Below are 16,966 nucleotides of genomic sequence, written 5' to 3' on the forward strand. Positions count from 1 at the left end.
AGCAGGGCAGGAGAGCGGACAACAGGCGGCTTCAGGCGACCGGCGTGCCGTCCGCCTTTTTCTCGCCGGCGTCGCTGCCCGCCTGCATGTGGCTGATGATCCGCTTCATCAGGCGGCCAAGCATCGCCCGTTCGTTTTCCGCCATGGCGGCGATCGGCGGGCTCAGCGACTGGCGCAGGGGATCGCGGTCCAGCAGGGTCAGCCCGTCCGCCGTCAGGTCGAACAGCCAGCCGCGCTTGAAGCCGGGATGGGGGCGGCGGGCCAGCAGCCCCTTGTCCACCAGGGTCGAGACGGTGCGCGATACCGGCGCCAAGTGGATTTTCTGGAACCGCGCCAGCGCGGTCAGGGTGCGCGCCGGCTCCGGCGCGTCATGGAAATAGCGCAGCGCCACCCATTGGGCCGGGAAAAGCCCGTCGGTGAAGCTGATGCCATAGACAAGCCGGCTGACCTGATCGAGCAATGTGACCAGATCGTCGTCTGTCGAGGCACTGTCGCCATCCTCCGGCCTTTCCGACACGCGTTCTTCCCCCTCCCCGATACCGCACGAACCGGCGGCAAGCTTGGCCGCGGACTGTAGCGAAGTCAACGCGCCAGCGGAAGCGGCAGTCTGCGCGCCAGCGTGGTGAAAGTGGGGCGGAGATTCGCGTGGATTATCGTCGAGGGAAATCCATGCCCCCGGCGGCGATTCCTTGGCGAAAACGGCCGGGCGACCCCACCTGTGGTCCGACCTTCATAAATCGTGGACATCTGGACATGACCGGCTTTGCACGCGTGACCAACGCCTTTCTGTTCGACCTCGACGGCACGCTGACCGACACGGTGTACCAGCATGTGCTGGCCTGGAAGGAGGCGCTGGACGAGGAGGGCATCGCCCTGTCGGTCTGGCGGATCCACCGCAAGATCGGCATGAGCGGCGGCCTGTTTACCAACATGCTGCTGCGCGAGACCGGTCTCGCCGCCGACCAGGCTTTGCTCGACCGGCTGCGCCAGCGCCATGCGCAGGCCTACCGGCGGCTGGCGTCGGGCGTGGTGCCGCTGCCGGGCGCGCGAGACCTGCTGGACACGCTGACGGAGTTGAAGATTCCCTGGGCCATCGCCACCAGCGGCCGGATGGAGACGGCGCGGCCGGCGCTGGAGAAGCTGGGCGTCGATCCGGCGAAGTCCGCGGTCGTCACCCGCGACGAGGTCGAATATGCCAAGCCCGATCCCGACCTGTTCCTGACCGCCGCCGCCCGGATCGGCGTCGACATCGCCAGCGCCTTCGTCGTCGGCGACAGCATCTGGGACATGATCGCCGCCAAGCGGGCGCGCGCGCTGGGCATCGGCCTGCTGTCCGGCGGTTACGGTCGGGAGGAGCTGGAGCGCTCCGGCGCGTTGCGCGTCTACGAGGATCCGGCCGACATGCTGGATCACCTGGACGAAGTCGGCGGCCGTCGCGGTCTGGCGCAGTAAAGAAGCAGCCTTTCGGCAAATGAAAGGCCTGCAAAACCAATAATAGCGCTGTGAACCATTGCCGCGAATTGGATCATGCACAGTCACAGCGCTATGATGCAGTGCAACATAAGCATGAAGGACATGCGGTAACGGCGCGTTTCACAATGACAGGCCGATGGCAGCATGGCGTTGCCGATGATGACGCCGCTCCACGACGCCCGATCATCGAAATCCCAGATCAGGAGCCGCCGCATGTCCGCCAAGCAGTATTCCGCCCAGCAGCCCGCCGCTCGCCACACCCTCGCCCGCGCTCTGGTCGCCTCGGCCTTTGCCCTGGCTTCGCTGCTGTCGGTCGCCGCCGGCGCAGCCACGGTTTCCGCCGCGCCGCACCGCGCGGTCCCTGCGGTCGAACCCGACAGCCAGTCCTTCCTGTTCAACTGATCGCGGCCGGACAAAAAAATGAGCCGCCGGAAAACCGGCGGCTCTGAAGTCCGAGAGGAACGTCCAACAAGTTGTGCCGGGTCAACCCACGGCGCATCCAGCGGTACAAGACTAATATATTAATATCCTATTCGCGTGGCAAGCGACTTCTCTTCCCGCGGTCAGCTTTTTTGCCCAGCAACCCTCCTGGTCCGCCGGCAAAGGGAAACGCCCCCCGGCGCTGGGCCGGAGGGCGTCTTTGCCACCGTTCGGACGGGCTTCGGAAGAACCGTCAGTCGGCGCCGGCCGTGGCGTTCGGGAGGACGGCGCCGTGCTTGGTGCCGCGCTGGCCCAGGACCAGGGCGATGATGACGAAAGCGGTCAGGTCGAAGACGGTCAGGCAGGCGAACAGCGGCTCGTACCCGATGGTGGTCGCCAACTGGCCGATGATCAGCGAGAAGATCATGCCGCCCAGATAGCCGGCCATGCCGCCGAAACCGGTCGCCGTGGCGACATCCTGCTTTTCGAAGGTGTCGGTGACCAGGGCGTAGAGCAGGCTCGACAGCATCTGGTGGGCGAAGGCGCCGAGCGAGAACAGGAAGATCGCGGTGATCGGGCTGGCGGCGAAGCTGATCAGCGCCGGGCCGACCATGCACACCGCTCCCACGCCCACGCCGGCGATGCGGGAGTTGACCAGCGACATCCGGAAGCGCTTGACGAAGAAGGGCGACAGGTAACCGCTGAGGATGCAGCCGATGTCACCGGCCAGGAACGGCAGCCAGGCGAACAGGGCGAACTGCTTGATGTCCATGCCGCGGGTGGAGACCATGTACAGCGGGATCCAGAAGCTGAAGGTCTGCCAGGCCGGCTCGGTCAGGAAGCGGGCGGCGGCGATGCTCCAGAACTTGCCCTTGCCAAGCACGCGCTTCATCGACGGCTTCGGCAGCTCGACATGCTCCTGGCCTTCCAGGATGTAGGCGTGCTCTTCCTTGGTCAGGCGCGGATGGTTCTCCGGGTTGCGGTACAGCATGTACCAGAGGGCGGACATGCCGACGCCCAGCAGACCGGTGACGAGGAAGGCTTCCTGCCAGCCATAGGTCAGCGACAGCCAGATGACGAAGGGCGGGGCGATCATCGCGCCGATCGAGCTGCCGGTGTTGAACCAGCCGGTGGCGATCGAGCGCTCCTTGGCCGGGAACCACAGGGTGGAGGTCTTGACGCCCGACGGCATGGCCGCCGCTTCGCTGACGCCCAGCAGGCCGCGGAAGAAGGCCATCGACTGCCAGCTGCCGGCCAGCGCGTGCATGGCGGCGGCAATGCCCCAGACGCCGGCGAACATCGCGTAGCCCAGCTTCAGCCCGATCAGGTCGGTGATGTAGCCGGCGACCGGCTGCATCAGGCTGTAGCAGAGCTGGAAGGCGCTGACGATGAAGGAATACTGCTCGGTCGAAAAGTGGAGCTGTTCCTTCAGCGTCGGCGCCAGGATGCCCAGAGTGTTGCGGTCGATGTAGTTGACCACGGTGCCCAGCATCATCAGGGCAAGGATTTGCCACCGCAAACCACGGATCTTGTTCATGTTTTCCTCACATGCCTGCCACGGCAGGCGCCGGTGCGCACGTACAGGCCCTTAAGGCGGCGATCCTCGGGAGGGACGCCTGGCCGGCGGGTGTTCGGTGCCGGGCGACGGGGTCGCTTCCACTCCGTTTCAAGAGGGGCGGGAGCATCGCTGACGGAGTTATATTAATATATCAGTGTCGGGTGCAAGCGGTTTTCCGGGGCCGCCTTCGGTTCTTGCGAAAATGTCGCAGTCCAATGATGCGGTGCGCTGATTTCTTCGCATCCGCAGCATAACCGCGCCTGTCATTCGATGGCGGCTTCTTGCTGCGACGCAGTATAATTGGGGGTTGAGAAGCCTGTTCTCCTGTTCGGATTCAAAGGCGGACTGGTCGGCCCGCTTCATCCGTATTCAGGAAGCCACAGCGCCGGTTCGCGATAAATGATCTGGATCAAAGGTCTATCTGAGACCGTCCGCCTCTGCCGGAACCTGCCTTCGGACTGTTCCAGTTGATTCTTCCGCAGGATTGCCGGGTTTTCCGCCAATGCTGCGGTGCGACAAATTGAGGCCTTCCTTGCAAAAGTAATATATCAGACCGTGGTGCAGCGCAGAAGGACGGCACCCGGAAATTCCGCATTGGACTGACCAGCGTCAATGTGTCCAGCCCGCTCCGGGCCGACCATTCCCTCTGGCCGACAGCCGTTTCCTGACGCCCGCCGTGCCGGCATTTCAAAGCTCTGCCGGCCTCCGTCATCGAAGACGCCTCATGGAGACGATCGTCGCCAGCACAAAGGAATTTTCCGGCATGACCCACAGCCCGACCTCCACCGCCTCCGTCAGCCCCGTCCCGGCATCCCCCCTCATGGCCCGCATCATGGACGGCAACGAGGCGGCGGCCTCCGTGGCCTATCGCGCCAGCGACGTCATCGCGATCTACCCCATCACGCCAAGCTCGCCGATGGGGGAATTCGCCGACGAATGGTCGGCGGCGCGCCGTCCCAACCTGTGGGGCAGCGTGCCGCAGGTGGTGGAGATGCAGTCGGAAGGCGGTGCCGCCGGTGCGGTCCATGGCGCCTTGCAGGCCGGGGCGCTGGCGACGACCTTCACGGCGTCGCAGGGCCTGCTGCTGATGATCCCCAACATGTACAAGATCGCCGGAGAGCTGACGCCATTCTGCATGCATGTGGCGGCGCGCACGCTGGCGACCCATGCGCTGTCGATCTTCGGCGACCATTCCGACGTGATGGCCTGCCGCCAGACCGGCTTCGCCATGCTCGCCTCGGCCAATGTGCAGGAAGCGCAGGATCTGGCGCTGGTCGCCCATGCCGCCACCTTGCGCGCCCGCGTCCCCTTCCTGCATTTTTTCGACGGCTTCCGCACCTCGCACGAATTCAACTGCGTCGCGCCGCTGGCCGACGACGATTTGCGCGCCCTGATCGAGGAGCCTTGCGTCGATGCGCACCGCCGCCGCGGCCTGACGCCCGACCATCCGGTCGTTCGCGGCACGGCGCAGAATCCCGACGTGTTCTTCCAGGCCCGTGAAGCCGCCAACCCCTGGTACGATGCCTGTCCGGCCATCGTGCAGGAGATGATGGACCAGCTGGCCGCCCGCACCGGCCGCGCCTATCACCTGTTCGACTATCACGGCCATCCACAGGCGGAGCGGGTGGTGGTGGTGATGGGATCGGGGGCGGAGACCTGCAATGGCACGGTTGACCGGCTGGTCGGGCAGGGCGAGCGCGTCGGCTGCCTGACCGTCCGGCTGTTCCGGCCCTTCGCCATCGCCGATTTCGTCGCCGCCCTGCCGGCGACGGTGCGCCGCATCGCCGTGCTCGACCGCACCAAGGAACCGGGGGCGGTCGCCGACCCGCTCTATCTCGACGTGGTCGCCGCTTTGGCCGAGGCCCGCGCCGCCGACCCGACTGCCGTTGATCCCATGGTGATCGCCGGCCGCTACGGCTTGTCGTCCAAGGAATTCAACCCTGCCATGGCGAAGGCGGTGTTCGACGAGTTGGGCCGCGACCGGCCGAAGCGCCGCTTCACCATCGGCATCACCGACGACGTCACCCACCATTCTATCCCCTGGGACCCGAATTGGGCGGTGGAGGAGCCGGGGGTCTCCCGTGCCGTGTTCTTCGGTCTGGGCGCCGACGGCACGGTGGGCGCCAACAAGAACTCGCTGAAGATCATCCAGTCGCGCAGCGGCGGCCATGCCCAGGCCTATTTCGTCTATGACAGCCGTAAGTCCGGTTCGACCACCGTGTCGCACCTGCGCTTTTCCAAGGAGCCGATCCGCGCGCCCTACCTGATCGGTCAGGCCCAGTTCGTCGCCTGCCACCATCTGCCGCTGATGGAGCGGGTCGAGGTGGTTGAGATGGCCGCCCCCGGCGCCACCATCCTGCTGAACGCTCCCGGCACGCCTGAGCAGGTGTGGGACGCGCTGCCGGCGGAGGTCCAGCGCCTTTGCATCGAGCGCAGGCTGTCGCTGCACGCCATCGATGCCGGTGCCGTCGCGCGGGAAGTCGGCCTCGGCCGCCGGGTCAACACCATCATGCAGACCTGTTTCTTCGCCCTTGCCAAGGTGATGCCGGTCGAGGACGCCATCGCCGAGATCAAGGCGGCGATCCGCAAGACCTACGCCCGCCGTGGCGAGGCGCTGGTGGCGCGCAACATCGCCGCCGTCGATCAGGCGCTGACCCATCTCCGCCCCGTTCCGGTTTCCGACCGCGTTACCGCCGACCATGATCGCCCGGCCCCGGTGCCGGAGACCGCGCCCGACTTCGTCAAGCGCGTCACCGCCATGATGATCGCCGGCCATGGCGACCGGCTGCCGGTGTCCGCCTTCCCGGTCGACGGCACATGGCCGACCGGCACCTCCAAATACGAACGCCGCAGCATCGCGGCGGAGGCGCCGGGCTGGAACGCCGACCTCTGCATCGAGTGCAACAAGTGCGTGCTGGTCTGTCCGCATGCCGCCATCCGGGCCACCGTGGTGCCGGAGTCGGCGCTGGCCGGCGCGCCGGCCGGATTCGAGACGATTCCCTACAAGGGCCGCGAGTTCCCAGGCGGCCGCTATCGCCTGCAAGCCTCGCCGGCCGACTGCACCGGCTGCACGCTGTGCGTCGCCGCCTGTCCCGCGGAGGAGAAGGGCGCCTCAGGAAGGGAAAAGGGCGGCCGCAAGGCGTTGGAGATGCGGCCGATCCAGGCGCTGGCCGGCCAGCAGGAGGCCTTCGACTTCTTCCGCGGCCTGCCCGCCATCCCGCGCGAGTCGGTGCCCGTCACCGTCAAGCACAGCCAGTTTCTCGAACCGCTGTTCGAGTTCTCCGGCGCCTGCGCCGGCTGCGGCGAGACGCCCTACATCAAGATGCTGACCCAGCTGTTCGGCGACCGCATGGTGATGGCGAACGCCACCGGCTGCTCGTCGATCTATGGCGGCAACCTGCCGACCACGCCCTACACCACCGATGCCAGCGGCCATGGTCCGGCCTGGGCCAATTCGCTGTTCGAGGACAATGCCGAATTCGGCCTCGGCTTGCGCGTCGCCATCGACCAGATGGCCGAACAGGCGCGTGACACGCTGGGCCTGCTGTCGGCGCAGCTTGAACCGGGGCTGGTCACCGCGCTTCTGGAGGCCGACCAATCCGACTCCGCCGGCATCGCCGCGCAGCGGACCCGCGCCGCCACGCTGATGGGACAGCTCGCGGCGCTGAAGGACCCGCTGGCCCGCCGGCTGGAGCAGCTGGCCGACTATCTGGTCCGCAAATGCGTGTGGATCGTCGGCGGCGACGGCTGGGCCTACGACATCGGCTATGGCGGGCTCGACCATGCGCTGGCATCGGGCCGTGACGTGAACATCCTGGTGATGGATACGGAGGTCTATTCCAACACCGGCGGCCAGCAGTCCAAGGCCACCCCCATCGGCGCCTCGGCCAAGTTCGCCACCGCCGGCCGGTCGGCGGCCAAGAAGGATCTGGGGCTGATGGCGATGGCCTACGACCATGTCTATGTCGGCCGCACCGCCTTCGGCGCCCGCGACAGCCACACGCTGAACGCCCTGATCGAGGCCGAGTCCTACCAGGGCCCGTCTCTGGTCCTGGCCTACAGCCATTGCGTCGCCCATGGCTACGAGCTGTCGCACGGGCTGGAGCACCAGAAGCTGGCGGTGGACAGCGGCCACTGGTCGCTCTACCGCCGCGACCCGCGCCGGCTGGCCGACGGCAAGACCGCCCTGCAGCTGGACAGCGGCGCCCCCTCGGCCGGGCTCGCCGCCTTCATGGCCGGGGAATCGCGCTTCAGCGCGGTTGAGCGCGCCAACCCCGAGCGCTACCACGCGCTCCTTGATGAAGCCGAGGCGGAGATTCGCCGCAAGCGCCACCTGTTCGAGCATATGGCGGGGTTCAAGGAGTAGGGGCGACTGCCCCCACCCTGCCCCTCCCCGCCCAGCGGGGGAGGGGCAGGGTGGGGGCAGTCGAAGCCAACATCCTCACCACAATGCCGCACCCTTTTCCTCTTGCCCAGGGTATTAATATATTAGTATATTGAACCCATCGCCCGTGCCTGCCTCCCATGCGCCGGGCTCCGATCTTCAGCTCCCCTTAAGGATGCCCAGTCATGCGTTCCCTGACCCGTGACCAGCTTGCCGGTGGCGCGTTCGACGTCGCCCACACCGACGGCGCTCCGACCCTGCCCGTGACCATCCTCCAGATCGGCGACGGCAATTTCCTGCGCGGTTTCGTCGATTGGATGGTCGATGTCGCCAACGGCCAGGGGCTGACCAAAGCCGGTGTCGCCATCGCGCAGCCGCTGGATCAGGGCATCGCCCCGCTGCTGAAGGCACAGGACAACCTCTACACCGTCCTGCTGCGCGGCATCGAGAACGGGCGCGAGGTCGAATCCCGCCGTGTCGTCTCCTGCGTCTCGGAGGCGCTGAACCCCCATGCCGACTGGGCGCGGATGGTCGAGCTGGCGACGTCGCCGGCCCTGCGCTTCCTCGTCTCCAACACCACCGAAGCCGGCATCGCCGACCGCGAGGAGGCCCATGCGCCCGGCACCTGTCCCGACAGCTTCCCGGCCAAGGTCGCGGCGCTGCTGCATGCCCGCTACAAAGCGCTGGGCGGTACCGCCGACAGCGGGTTGGTCTTCCTGCCCTGCGAGCTGATCGAGGCCAACGGCAGCAACCTGAAGCGCATCGTCCTGGCCCATGCCAAGCGCTGGGGTCTGGAAGCGGGTTTTGCCGACTGGGTCGAGACGCACAACCATTTCCTGAACACGCTGGTCGACCGCATCGTCCCCGGCTATCCGAAGGACGAGGCGGCCGCCCTCAGCGCCAAATGGGGCTATGAGGACAGGCTGGCCGTCGCCGCCGAGCCCTTCCATGTCTGGGTGATCGAGGGCCCGGCCCATCTGGCCGAGGAACTGCCGCTGCACAAGGCCGGCCTCAACGTGGTGTGGACTGACGACCTCCAGCCCTACCGCACCCGCAAGGTCCGCATCCTGAACGGCGCCCACACCGCCAGCGCGCTGGCCGCCCATTGCGCCGGGCTCGACACCGTCAAGTCGATGATGGACGATCCGACCGTGTCGGCCTACCTGAACAAGGTGATGTTCGAGGAGATCGTCCCCTACGTTCCCCTGCCGGAGGCCGAACGCCAGGATTACGCCCGCACCATCATGGAGCGCTTCAGCAATCCCTATATCCGGCACGAGCTGATCTCGATCACGCTGAACTCGGTGTCGAAATGGCAGGTGCGCGTCCTGCCCAGCCTGAAGGACGCGGTGGTCCGCGACGGTGCGGCCCCCGCCGGCCTGTCCTTCTCGCTGGCGGCGCTCCTGCGCTTCTATCGCGGCGCTCTGGCCGACGGCGCCTACACCGGTACGCGCGAGGCCGGAGCCTATCCGATCAGCGACAATGCCGATGTGATCGCCGTCATGGCGGCCGCCTGGGCCGCCAACGCGGGTGATGCCAAGGCTCTGGTTGCCGCCGTCCTGTCCGACACCCGCCTTTGGAAGGAGGACCTGACCGCCATCCCCGGCCTCGCCGCCCGGGTGGCCGACAGCCTCGCCGCCATCGAGGCGAAGGGCATGAAGGCGGCGATGACGGAACTGGTGGCAGCATGATGCAGCGGCCCTGACCGTAACACAGGGGGCGCGTCCGCAGTGGCGCCCCCCGAAGGTGCAGGATGATGACACCCCTTCTGAACCGGCGCATCGCCGAACTCGAACTCGACGCCGCGGTGCTGCGCCATCGCCTGCTGCATGTCCCGCTGGCGATGCAAGAGGATTGCAACCTGCGGGCAAGCCATAGGATCATCGGCCGCGAAGCGCTGAGCCTGTTCCGGGCCGTCCGGCAGGAGACGCGCGACGGTGACGACGGGAGCGAGTGCGACGAGGCGCTCAGCCGGATCGAGGCCGCCTATCGGCTTGTCCACGAAGCGATAGCGGTCCTGGCTGATCTGATCCTTGCCGAGCCTGCTGCCGCCGGTCCGCCGACGCGGCACTGACGGGCCGCATCCAGATGCGTGAGGAAGACCGACGATGCAGACGACAGAGACCAGGAAGCGGACGCGCCGCGGCACCCAGCGGGTGACGATGACCGACGTGGCGGCCGCCGCCGACGTGTCGCCCAGCACCGTTTCGCTCTATCTCCGCCGGCCGGAGTCGGTGTCGCGCCATCTGGCCGAACGCATCGCGCGGGTGATCGACGAGATGGGCTATGTGCCCAACCTGGTCGCCGGCAGCCTCGCCGCCGCGCGCAGCCGCACCGTCGGCGTCATCCTGCCGTCCATCCTGAATTCCTTCTTTGCCGAGACCTACAACACGCTCCAGGGCATGTTCCAGGCGGCGCATTACCAGACCCTGCTCGGCGTCAGCGAATTCAGCCCGGAGGAGGAGGAAAGCCTGATCCGCGCCTTTCTCGCCTGGTCGCCGGCAGCGATGGTGGTGACCGGCTTCCACCACACCGAACGGACCCGCGCCATGCTGGCCTCCTGCGGAGTGCCGGTGGTCGAGATGTGGGACATGCCCGGCCACCCCGGTGAGGCGGTCAACATCAGCGTCGGCTTCTCGCATTTCGAGGTCGGCCGCATGCAGACCAGCCACCTCTACGACCAGGGCAGCCGCAAGGTCGCCTACATCGGCGCCGCCGCCCACCAGGATCTGCGCGTCCGCAGCCGCACCGACGGCTACGAGGCGGAGGTGATGCGCCGCGGCCTGCACGATCCCATCGACTTCACCGTCCCCGACGCCGCGACGACCGAGGTCGGCCGCTGGCTGATCGACGAGATCCTGACCCGCCATCCCGACATCGACGGCGTGGTCTGCTCCAACGACGCGCTGGCGCTGGGGGTGCTGTTCGAGGTGACCCGCCGCGACCTGCGCGTGCCCGACGATCTGGCGGTGGTGGGATTCGGCGATCTGCCCTTCAGCGGTTCCTGTCCGCCGCCGCTGACCACCGTCCGCCCGCCCCAGCGAGAGATCGGCCGCCTCAGCGCCACGCAAATCCTGGCGGCCCTCGATGGAGTCCGGGTGACGCCGAAGCACCACAATCTGGATTGCGAGTTGGTGATCCGCGGCAGCACCCGGCCGGCGAAAGCCAAATAGGAGATTGGACGGAAGCTCGGCCAGGTCGGCGCAGGTCCGGAACCACGTCAGATTTATGCGATTCGTCCCGAGCCATTGCTCGTAATTCCTGAAACACCCATGGAGACGACGGCATTGCCCTTGGCTGCCGCCGTCATCTCCATAGGGATAGGTCGGTGCGATTTGGAATGTGATCGTTTCAAGCGGTGTCGCTTGGATCGTGAATCGCGCGAAAAATTATAATGCTAGAGTTTGTCATGTAATTTAATGGTCACAAGACAGACCGTGAATGCACGTAGGCAAGAAATCAGGAAGAGGGTTGTGGTACGAGAGTGAGGTTTTGCCACAGTAGAACCTTGAAAGAGAGCTGCGTGTTGCTTGATCCGGCAGATGCATTCTCTGCAGTATTCTTGACGGGCATCATTCCAAATGGAACGATGACGCCGCCGACCAAAGCGGAACCGATAAGCTGCTGCTTGTTCGGAGACAGGGAACCGGCGTTCGACACCAGAGAAGCTGTGGATTCAATGTTGTCGTTGAAGTTGTTTATCGTCGTTGTGTCTCCCTTTGTCGACGTCGACGTTCTTGAGAGCTGATAGGTAAGCATGTCTACAGATTGTCCCCCGACGGGGAGCGACCATGACTGCAAGACAAGAGTACCCTGGTCAAATGCAATCGAATTCTTCCCCAAATCGATGCTGTAATTCTGAATTCCAATTTCAACATAAGACGGCGTTATCAAATTGTAAGTTGCTGTTCCAACTATAAGGCCAAGATATTTAATATCATAGGTGACATCCGTTTGCGACGTGCTGCCAAGGAACTGACTGATATCCATCATGATTCCCTCCATTTGATCTATTTTGCGTTTGAAAATCGCCCGTGCGCTCTTGGGGGCAACTCAATGGCTGCCATATACAACTATATTGAATATTATTAATTCATCAATATCTGAAAAGGAAACTTAAATCACCGAAATGAATCCAAATGTTAGAGAAATATTATTATAATACACTCATTGGTATTTAGCCGCATAGGCAAGCGACCCGCCACGATCCACCTTTACGAGAATTTCTACGCTCTTTATGTTCTGATTGTGATAGATCTGTACGCAGAACAACCCTTGAAGGGGATGGCAAGTTCATGGCGCTCGCATTGCATTCTTCCCGCCGCAATTTCCTTGTCGGGGCCGGCCGCGTCGCTGGGGCCGCCGCCGCGGTCCGGCTGCTGCCGGGCGGTGCCTTCGCGGCCGAGACGGGCGCAGGCTATTGCCCGCCGCCATCGGCCTGGACCGATCTGGCGAAGGCGGTGAAGGGTGGGGCGGTGCTGCGGCCGGAGGATCCGTTCTTCGCCGACATCTGCCGTCCCAACAACCTGCGCTATGGCGCCACCCTGCCGGTCGGTATCGCCCGCTGCGGCACTCCCCAGGATGTCCAGGCCTGCATCAAATGGGTGAAGGAGCAGGCCATGCCCTTCGCCGTGCGCTCCGGTGGCCACAATTACGCCGGCTTCTCCACCACGCCCGGCCTGCTGATCGACATGACGCCGATGGCGGGGGCGGAGCCGTTGGCGGGCTCCGACGGGCTGGTCAGGGTGCTGGGCGGCACGCTGAACTCCTACGTCTACAAGCAGATGGAGCGGCTGGGCCGCACCATCACCCACGGGCGCTGTGATTCGGTCGGGGCGGCCGGCTTCCTGCTCGGCGGCGGCATCGGCTTCAACATGCGCAAATTCGGGATGGCGTCGGACCTGCTGCGGGCGACCGAGCTGGTGACGGCGGACGGCAGCCACGTCAAGGCCGATGCCACCACCGAATCCGCCCTCCATTGGGCCTGCCGTGGCGGCGCCGGCGGCAATTTCGGCATCAACACTTCCTTCACGCTGGAGACCCGCCCGGCGGAGCCGGTGACCGTCTTCAATCTGGTCTGGACCAAGGATCTGCCGAAGGTCCTGAAGCTACTGCTGACCGAACTGGCGGCGGCCCCCGACGAGTTCGGCAGCAAGATCAACGTCACTATCCCCAGCTGGCAGGAGCGTTGCGCCAATGTGCCGCTGAAGCTGTCGATTCTCGGCCAGCTGCACAAATCCAACAAGACGCTCAAGGAGATCTTCAAGTCGACCTGGGAGTTGGTCGACAAGGACCAGTCGCAGGTGAAGGAGACTGTGCCCTATTGGACGGGGCAGGATTTCCTGACCGAAACCACCTTCCCCTATTATTACCAGGAAAAATCCAGCTTCATGAAGGCGGCGGACATCGGCGACGAGGCGATCGCCGCGATGTTCGACTGGGCGGCCAGGATGCCCGCCACCTCGATGCCCGTCGCCTTCAAGTTCTTCCAGGTCGGCGGCGCCATCAACCGCGTCGGTCCGACGGACACCGCCTATGTCCACCGCGGCTATGACTGGCTGTTCTCGGTCGAGGCCAACTGGTGGCGGCCGACGGATTCGGCCCTGCTGATCGAGCAGGCGCTGGACTGGCAGCAGCGCTTCTACGACGATGTCAACCGCCGGACCAGGGCGCAGGGGGCCTTCCAGAACTTCCCCGACCCGTCGCTGGCCGACTGGCAGCGCGCCTATTACGGCGAGAATCTCGCCAGGCTGGCCCAGGTGAAGAAGGCGGTCGACCCGGCCATGCTCTTCACCTTCGCCCAGGCGATCCGCCCGGCGTAACTCCGGGCCGGGGCTGCGGGAGGTCAGTCCGCCCGCAGCCCCTGTGCCTGGAACTGCCCGCGCACCCGCTCCACCAGCGCGCGCGAGGGCGGTTCGGTGTCGGTCAGCATGTATTTGCGTCCCAAGGCCTTCCACTTGTGCTCGCCCATCTTGTGGAAGGGCAGCACGTCGACGCGGTCGACGACGCCGAGCCCGGCGACGAACTCCGCCAGTTGGTCGATTTCGGCCGCATCGTCGGTCAGGTTGGGGACCAGCACATAGCGCAGCCAGATGCGCTTGTTCATCCCGGCGAGCCGTTCGGCGAATTCCAGCGTCGGGCGCAGCGGAACGCCGGTCAGATGGCGGTAGGTTTTTTCCGAAAAGGCCTTGATGTCGAGCAGGACGAGGTCGACGTCCTCCAGCAGATGGTCGTCGGCATGGTTGCCGAGAAAGCCGGAGGTGTCGAGCGCGGTGTGCAGCCCCATCGCCTTGGCCCCGCGCAGGATGGCGGCGGCGAATTCCGGCTGCACCAGCGGTTCGCCGCCGCTCAGCGTCAGCCCGCCATGGGCCCGCTTCAGGAAGGTGGCGTAGAGCGCGATGTCGTCGAGAATTTCCGCGGAGGTGGTCCGCGTCCCGTCATGCATGTGCTGGGTGTCGGGATTGTGGCAGTACAGGCAGCGCAGCGGGCAGCCCGACATGAACAGCACATAGCGGATCCCCGGCCCGTCCACCGTGCCGCCGGTCTCGACCGAATGGATCCAGCCGGAAACGGAGCCGGGGCGGGCCTGGGGGAGGGGGGGTGTCATAACGTCAGGAATCCAATTTCAAAACTTTGCAGCTCGCGGATCGCCCTCTCCCGCCTCTCGCACAAACGAAGTTTGTGCGAGAGGCGGGAGAGGGAGCTGAGCCAATACCCCTCAATGCTTGTCGTGGAACGTCCGGCTGATGACGTCGAGCTGCTGCTCGCGTGTCAGCTTGATGAAGTTCACCGCGTAGCCGGACACCCGGATGGTCAGCTGCGGATACAGCTCCGGATGGTCCATGGCATGCAGCAGCGTCTCGCGGTCGAAGACGTTGACGTTGATGTGGTGGCCGCCCTGGGCGGCATAGCCGTCCAGCATGCCGACCAGATTGTTCACACGCTCGTCCTCGGTCCGTCCCAACGCGCCGGGGACGATGGTGAAGGTGTAGCTGATGCCGTCCTGCGCGTGCGAGTAGGGCAGCTTCGCCACGCTGGCCATCGACGCGATGGCACCCTTCTTGTCCCGCCCGTGCATCGGGTTGGCACCCGGCGCGAAGGGCTGGCCGGCCTTGCGGCCGTCCGGCGTGTTGCCGGTCTTCTTGCCGTAGACCACGTTGGAGGTGATGGTCAGCACCGACTGGGTCGGCATGGCGTTCCGGTAGGGCTTCTGCTTGCGCAGCGCGGTCATGAAGCGCTCGACCGCCCACACCGCGATGTCGTCGACCCGCGCGTCGTTGTTGCCGAAGGCCGGATAGTCGCCCTCGATCGCGAAATCGGTGGCGAGGCCGCTGGCGTCGCGGATGACCTTCACCTTGGCGAACTTGATCGCCGACAGGCTGTCCGCCACCACGCTCAGCCCGGCGATGCCGCAGGCCATGGTGCGCAGGATGTCGCGGTCGTGCAGGGCCATCTCCATCCGCTCATACATGTACTTGTCATGCATGTAGTGGATGGCGTTCAGCGCGTTCATGTAGACCTTGGCCAACCACTCCATCATCGGCTCGAAGCGGGCCATGACCTCGTCATAGTCCAGCACGTCGCCGGTGATCGGCGCGAAGGCCGGGCCGACCTGCTCGCCCGAAACCTCGTCCTTGCCGCCGTTGATGGCGTACATCAGCGTCTTGGCCAGATTGGCGCGGGCGCCGAAGAACTGCATCTGCTTGCCGATGCGCATGGCCGAGACGCAGCAGGCGATGCCGTAATCGTCGCCCCAATAGCCGCGCATCAGGTCGTCGTTCTCGTACTGGACCGAGCAGGTCTTGATCGAGGTGTCGGCGCAGAAGCGCTTGAAGCCGTCCGGCAGCTGTTCCGACCACAGGACCGTCAGGTTCGGTTCCGGCGCCGGCCCCAGGTTGTGCAGGGTCTGCAGCATGCGGAAATTGGTCTTGCTGACCAGCGTCCGGCCGTCCAGCCCCATGCCGCCCAGGCATTCCGTGACCCAGGTCGGGTCGCCCGAGAACAGCTGGTCATATTCCGGCGTGCGCAGGAAGCGGACCATGCGCAGCTTCATCACGAAATGGTCGATCATCTCCTGGGCTTCCGCCTCGGTGATGACGCCGTCACGCAGATCGCGGTCGATGTAGATGTCGAGGAAGCTGGACACCCGGCCCAGCGACATCGCCGCACCGTTGGCCTCCTTCACCGCCGCCAGATAGGCCAGATAGGTCCACTGCACCGCTTCCCGCGCGGTTGCGGCCGGCCGCTTGACGTCGAAGCCGTAGGAGGCGGCCATCGTGACCAGCTCCTTCAGCGCGCGGATCTGCTCGGAGATCTCCTCGCGCAGGCGCAGCACGTCCTCGTCGATGCGGCTAACCTCCAGCGAGGCGAGCTGGGCCTTCTTGTCCTTGATCAGGAAATCGGCGCCGTACAGGGCCAGCCGGCGATAGTCGCCGATGATGCGGCCGCGGCCATAGGCGTCGGGCAGGCCGGTGATGACGCCGGACTTGCGGCAGCGCAGCATCTCGGGCGTGTAGACATCGAACACGCCGTCATTGTGCGTCTTGCGCAGGGCCGGGAACACCTCCTCCAGCTTCGGCGAGGGGGTGAAGCCGTAGGCTTCCAGGCCGGTCTTGACCATGCGCCAGCCGCCGAACGGCATGATCGCGCGCTTCAGCGGCTTGTCGGTCTGCAAGCCGACGATCACTTCCAGCTCGCGGTCGATGTAGCCGGCGGCGTGCGAGGTGATGGAGGCGAAGACCTCGGTGTCGGCATCCAGTACGCCGCCCTTGGCGGCGCGTTCCTGCTTCAGCAGGTCGGTGACCTTGGCGAACAGCGCGGTGGTGCGGGCGGTGGGACCGGCGACGAAGCCCGCGTCCCCTTCATAGGGGGTCAGGTTGCGCTGGATGAAATCGCGGACGTCGACCGAGCGGCGCCAGACGCCCGGGGCGAAGCCGCGCCAGGGGTCGGCGGCGGACTGCTGCTCCGTGGCCTGGGCAAGTCCGTCCATCAGCAGGGTGTCCATGATGACTCCTCAGAGATATAGCCGTCGGCGCGGGTCGAATGCCGTGTCGGCGGTCTCGTGGTGCCCGCGAACCGCGCGGGACGATTGAAAGCATAGGCGCGATCGGCGCCGAATTCGTTGATACACG

Annotated in this window: 12 protein-coding genes; 7 read left to right on the forward strand and 5 right to left on the reverse strand. The window is 65.4% G+C overall.

Going from position 1 to position 16,966, the window contains the following annotated elements; genetic code table 11:
• Window positions 1-31: 31 nt before the first annotated feature.
• Window positions 32-517, reverse strand: coding sequence for a MarR family winged helix-turn-helix transcriptional regulator (locus E6C72_RS19815; protein ID WP_109865196.1), 486 nt, complete (start codon window positions 515-517; stop codon window positions 32-34).
• Window positions 518-753: 236 nt separating this feature from the next.
• Between E6C72_RS19815 and E6C72_RS19820 the strand changes: the two genes are divergently transcribed.
• Window positions 754-1,452, forward strand: a complete 699-nt coding sequence (locus tag E6C72_RS19820; RefSeq protein ID WP_109865197.1) for an HAD family hydrolase — start codon at window positions 754-756, stop codon at window positions 1,450-1,452.
• Between the two features lie 234 nt (window positions 1,453-1,686).
• Entirely contained in the window at window positions 1,687-1,875 is a 189-nt protein-coding gene (locus E6C72_RS19825; protein WP_109865198.1) for a hypothetical protein, read from the forward strand.
• A gap of 271 nt (window positions 1,876-2,146) precedes the next feature.
• Here the strand turns inward: E6C72_RS19825 and E6C72_RS19830 are convergent, their stop codons facing one another.
• Window positions 2,147-3,430 (reverse strand): MFS transporter, encoded by a 1,284-nt coding sequence (locus E6C72_RS19830; RefSeq protein ID WP_109865199.1) that lies wholly within the window; start codon window positions 3,428-3,430, stop codon window positions 2,147-2,149.
• Window positions 3,431-4,283: 853 nt separating this feature from the next.
• Between E6C72_RS19830 and nifJ the strand changes: the two genes are divergently transcribed.
• The 4 genes from nifJ (at window position 4,284) to E6C72_RS19850 (ending at window position 11,008) form a co-directional block, all read left to right on the forward strand.
• Window positions 4,284-7,817: a pyruvate:ferredoxin (flavodoxin) oxidoreductase gene (gene nifJ, locus E6C72_RS19835; protein WP_109865243.1), complete on the forward strand. Its 3,534-nt coding sequence runs from the start codon at window positions 4,284-4,286 to the stop codon at window positions 7,815-7,817.
• Window positions 7,818-8,020: 203 nt separating this feature from the next.
• Window positions 8,021-9,526 carry a tagaturonate reductase gene (locus tag E6C72_RS19840; RefSeq protein ID WP_109865200.1) on the forward strand — a complete coding sequence of 502 codons (1,506 nt, stop codon included), beginning with the start codon at window positions 8,021-8,023 and terminating at the stop codon, window positions 9,524-9,526.
• Window positions 9,527-9,588: 62 nt separating this feature from the next.
• Window positions 9,589-9,909 (forward strand): hypothetical protein, encoded by a 321-nt coding sequence (locus E6C72_RS19845; protein ID WP_247876136.1) that lies wholly within the window; start codon window positions 9,589-9,591, stop codon window positions 9,907-9,909.
• A 34-nt stretch (window positions 9,910-9,943) separates the two neighbouring features.
• On the forward strand, window positions 9,944-11,008 hold the full coding sequence (locus E6C72_RS19850; RefSeq protein ID WP_109865202.1) for a LacI family DNA-binding transcriptional regulator: 1,065 nt from the start codon (window positions 9,944-9,946) through the stop codon (window positions 11,006-11,008).
• Window positions 11,009-11,294: 286 nt separating this feature from the next.
• Here the strand turns inward: E6C72_RS19850 and E6C72_RS19855 are convergent, their stop codons facing one another.
• Window positions 11,295-11,828: a hypothetical protein gene (locus E6C72_RS19855; RefSeq protein ID WP_136700812.1), complete on the reverse strand. Its 534-nt coding sequence runs from the start codon at window positions 11,826-11,828 to the stop codon at window positions 11,295-11,297.
• Between the two features lie 302 nt (window positions 11,829-12,130).
• Here E6C72_RS19855 and E6C72_RS19860 point away from each other — a divergent pair, with 302 nt between their 5' ends.
• Window positions 12,131-13,657, forward strand: coding sequence for an FAD-binding oxidoreductase (locus E6C72_RS19860; protein ID WP_109865203.1), 1,527 nt, complete (start codon window positions 12,131-12,133; stop codon window positions 13,655-13,657).
• A 23-nt stretch (window positions 13,658-13,680) separates the two neighbouring features.
• Here the strand turns inward: E6C72_RS19860 and pflA are convergent, their stop codons facing one another.
• Together pflA and pflB are read right to left on the reverse strand one after the other, a co-directional pair.
• Window positions 13,681-14,442, reverse strand: coding sequence for a pyruvate formate-lyase-activating protein (pflA, locus tag E6C72_RS19865; RefSeq protein WP_109865204.1), 762 nt, complete (start codon window positions 14,440-14,442; stop codon window positions 13,681-13,683).
• A 111-nt stretch (window positions 14,443-14,553) separates the two neighbouring features.
• A complete protein-coding gene (gene pflB / locus E6C72_RS19870) occupies window positions 14,554-16,824 on the reverse strand; it encodes a formate C-acetyltransferase (protein ID WP_199229005.1) in 2,271 nt (756 codons plus the stop codon).
• Between the last annotated feature and the right edge of the window lie 142 nt (window positions 16,825-16,966).

The sequence above is a fragment of the Azospirillum sp. TSH100 genome, assembly GCF_004923295.1.
GTDB lineage: Bacteria > Pseudomonadota > Alphaproteobacteria > Azospirillales > Azospirillaceae > Azospirillum.

Bases quoted from the DNA above. Each gene is read 5' to 3' on its own strand.
- E6C72_RS19820 (WP_109865197.1), top strand. From the start codon at position 754: ATGACCGGCTTTGCACGCGTGACCAACGCCTTTCTGTTCGACCTCGAC.
- E6C72_RS19825 (WP_109865198.1), top strand. From the start codon at position 1,687: ATGTCCGCCAAGCAGTATTCCGCCCAGCAGCCCGCCGCTCGCCACACC.
- E6C72_RS19830 (WP_109865199.1), bottom strand. From the start codon at position 3,430: ATGAACAAGATCCGTGGTTTGCGGTGGCAAATCCTTGCCCTGATGATG.
- nifJ (WP_109865243.1), top strand. From the start codon at position 4,284: ATGGACGGCAACGAGGCGGCGGCCTCCGTGGCCTATCGCGCCAGCGAC.
- E6C72_RS19840 (WP_109865200.1), top strand. From the start codon at position 8,021: ATGCGTTCCCTGACCCGTGACCAGCTTGCCGGTGGCGCGTTCGACGTC.
- E6C72_RS19845 (WP_247876136.1), top strand. From the start codon at position 9,589: ATGATGACACCCCTTCTGAACCGGCGCATCGCCGAACTCGAACTCGAC.
- E6C72_RS19850 (WP_109865202.1), top strand. From the start codon at position 9,944: ATGCAGACGACAGAGACCAGGAAGCGGACGCGCCGCGGCACCCAGCGG.
- E6C72_RS19855 (WP_136700812.1), bottom strand. From the start codon at position 11,828: ATGATGGATATCAGTCAGTTCCTTGGCAGCACGTCGCAAACGGATGTC.
- E6C72_RS19860 (WP_109865203.1), top strand. From the start codon at position 12,131: ATGGCGCTCGCATTGCATTCTTCCCGCCGCAATTTCCTTGTCGGGGCC.
- pflA (WP_109865204.1), bottom strand. From the start codon at position 14,442: ATGACACCCCCCCTCCCCCAGGCCCGCCCCGGCTCCGTTTCCGGCTGG.
- pflB (WP_199229005.1), bottom strand. From the start codon at position 16,824: ATGGACGGACTTGCCCAGGCCACGGAGCAGCAGTCCGCCGCCGACCCC.